Genomic DNA, 2,293 nt, shown 5'->3' on the forward strand with positions numbered 1-2,293 from the left:
CGGTGGTCCCGTTCGACAGCGCCGGTTCGAACCCGCGAAAGCGATTTACCTCGGGATGGCGGAGTATCACATATGGTTGTCACTACCGAGCGCGACGAGCTGACTTGGTACAAATGTGAGAGCTGTGGACTCATGTTCGACGACCAGGACGACGCGGAGAAACACGAGGCAAACTGCGACGACGAGGACCCATCGTATCTGCAGTGAGCCGGAGACACACGTTCTGGTGACTTCGGCCAGCCGGTGAGCCGATCAGAGCCGCTCGCGAATCTCGCTCGCGAACGCGTTCGAACGGTAGATGTTGGTGACGACGATCTCTAGGGCTCCGCCGCCGCCGGACGCGACGCGGACGTTCCCGAGTCCGACCAGCGCCTCCCAGATAGACTTGCGCTGTTCCACGCCGCGGACCTTCTCGAAGGGAAGCTCCTGTCTGACCAGCGAGATGAACCGGTACTCCTTGATGAGCCGACGGTCGGTGACGTAGTACGTCGTGAGCGTGTTCGTCCAGTAGGTGAACAGTCCCGTCGAGAACATGTAGAGACCGACGACGAACGGCACCGTGGGGTAAACGTACGGCTTGGGGGTCAGGAACAGGTAGTACGCGGCCACGAGCAAGGCACACGACCCGATAACAGTCTTGGCGACAGCAGCCCGATTGACCGGCTGTCGAGTGTCGAGAATCTCCTCGCCGTCGCCCATCGTCGGGGTGTCTGGCGACGCGACGTAGTGAATGTACAGCCCCAGCGTGGCCACGAACAGCCCGAACGCGAGTATCGGGAGCCCGGTCTCGGCCGGGACCGTCGGGTTCGGATCGTTGAAGAAGACGTGTGCACCGCCGACGACGAACGGCGCTCCGAGCAGCGCACTCCAGAGGGCAGGTAGTCCACGAGCCATTATTTTCCCCCCACCATCTGGTAGACGATACCACCGACCGACAGCACGAAGCCGCCGATGGTCAGGTTCGTCGGGTTCGAGAGCAGAGGCGGTTCGTCACCGCTGTTCGAAAGGAACCCGCGCCGTGCGCTCGCTCCGTCGCCGACCGAAGCGGCTGCCGCCTGATCGGGAGCCGATGGATCGGGTGTCGACTGCTCCTGATCGGGAGCCGATGGATCGGGTGTCGACTGCTCCTGCTCGACGATCCCAGACGTGGCCGTGCCGGCTGTACCCTCGCGCTCGATGATGTTGGCATAGTCGTCCGGGTTACGGAGCACAGCTGTCGAGCTCATGTCGCTGTCGACGAACAGCTGCGCCAGTACCCCGCCCTTACCGCCCGCTCCATGCGTGCGCATTGTCACCGAGCCAGCGAGCTCGATACCTGGCTGGCTGTTCTCGACGTGGAACACGTACCCGTTCTCATTCGTGGTGAAGTCGCCCGATCCGACCCCCGCCCCGCTCGGAGTGGAGAACGACAGCGGGACGTTCTGCAACGGATTCCCGGCCTCGTTTTCGATACGCAACTGGGCGACGTGACCCTCCGGAACTGTGTAGCTACCCAACGCCTTCTCGGAGCCACCGACATCGATCGAATCGAGGTCCTGAACGACCGGAACCCCGTTGAACTCCGGGTTGATCGCTGACCCCTGTGGCTGGTTGAAAAACACCACGTCGTAGCCGTAACCCGACGGTACCGACGTCTGCAGCGATCCGTCTTTGGCGATGTCTGCGCGGTACCACTCTACAGTCTCCTGGTTCACGAACACAACGTGACTGTCTGTCAGCGACGAGCCGAAGGCTGATTCGACCGTCGCGGTCACCGTCGTCGTATCAGATTGGGCCGAGGCGGTCCCCAATAGAAGACTGCTTCCGAGCCCGATTGTCGTCCTCGCACAGAACTGTCTTCGGCTATACATGCTCCATTTGATTGTACCATGGTTTATAACGGTTGTTGAAACGGCGCAAGTGACAGTATCCGAGATGTGTCCCGGTTTTCATACTGCCGGCTATACCAAACTGAAGTACTTCGCTACCCCGGGTAGCGAATATTGTTACGAACGTATAGCCGGCAGTATCAGGACTCACTCGGCACAATTTCGAAGCTCCGCTCGCCCATCTCGTCTTCCTCGAAAACAAACACGCGGCCGTCAGTCACATCATAGTCGACTGAGACCTCAACACGCATCTGGCGGTCCTGGACCGTGACACCGGGGAACAACTCGTCCGCTTCGCCGTCCTCAAGGATGACACGGCCAACCCCGCTCTCCTTGATGATGTCGTCGTGCGTGCGGAGGTCGTTGACATACACCATGATGCCCGAGGTCTCCGTCTTGTCGGTGATGAGGACGTGTGTGTCCTT

4 protein-coding genes are annotated in these 2,293 nt (G+C 60.6%); 1 reads left to right on the forward strand and 3 read right to left on the reverse strand.

Annotation, left to right across the window (positions count from 1 at the left end; all coding sequences use genetic code 11):
* Positions 1-72 precede the first annotated feature (72 nt).
* The gene (locus tag Q0964_RS07280; protein WP_299265394.1) at positions 73-207 is read left to right on the forward strand and encodes a DUF7128 family protein; all 135 of its coding nucleotides are present in this window, start codon (positions 73-75) and stop codon (positions 205-207) included.
* 45 nt (positions 208-252) lie between these two features.
* Here the strand turns inward: Q0964_RS07280 and Q0964_RS07285 are convergent, their stop codons facing one another.
* The 3 genes from Q0964_RS07285 to Q0964_RS07295 form a co-directional block, all read right to left on the reverse strand.
* On the reverse strand, positions 253-894 hold the full coding sequence (locus tag Q0964_RS07285) for a PH domain-containing protein (protein ID WP_299265397.1): 642 nt from the start codon (positions 892-894) through the stop codon (positions 253-255).
* Positions 894-1,850, reverse strand: a complete 957-nt coding sequence (locus Q0964_RS07290; RefSeq protein WP_299265400.1) for a hypothetical protein — start codon at positions 1,848-1,850, stop codon at positions 894-896. The genes Q0964_RS07285 and Q0964_RS07290 overlap by 1 nt, the downstream gene beginning before the upstream one ends.
* A gap of 158 nt (positions 1,851-2,008) precedes the next feature.
* The coding region (locus tag Q0964_RS07295) for a DUF5796 family protein (protein ID WP_299265403.1) at positions 2,009-2,293 on the reverse strand (285 nt) is incomplete at its 5' end.

Origin of the sequence: Halorientalis sp., assembly GCF_028275115.1 — an archaeon.
Lineage (GTDB): Archaea > Halobacteriota > Halobacteria > Halobacteriales > Haloarculaceae > Halorientalis.

What these genes read in the sequence shown, in the direction of transcription:
- Q0964_RS07285 (WP_299265397.1), bottom strand. Translation starts at nt 894, where the DNA reads ATGGCTCGTGGACTACCTGCCCTCTGGAGTGCGCTGCTCGGAGCGCCG.
- Q0964_RS07280 (WP_299265394.1), top strand. Translation starts at nt 73, where the DNA reads ATGGTTGTCACTACCGAGCGCGACGAGCTGACTTGGTACAAATGTGAG.
- Q0964_RS07290 (WP_299265400.1), bottom strand. Translation starts at nt 1,850, where the DNA reads ATGTATAGCCGAAGACAGTTCTGTGCGAGGACGACAATCGGGCTCGGA.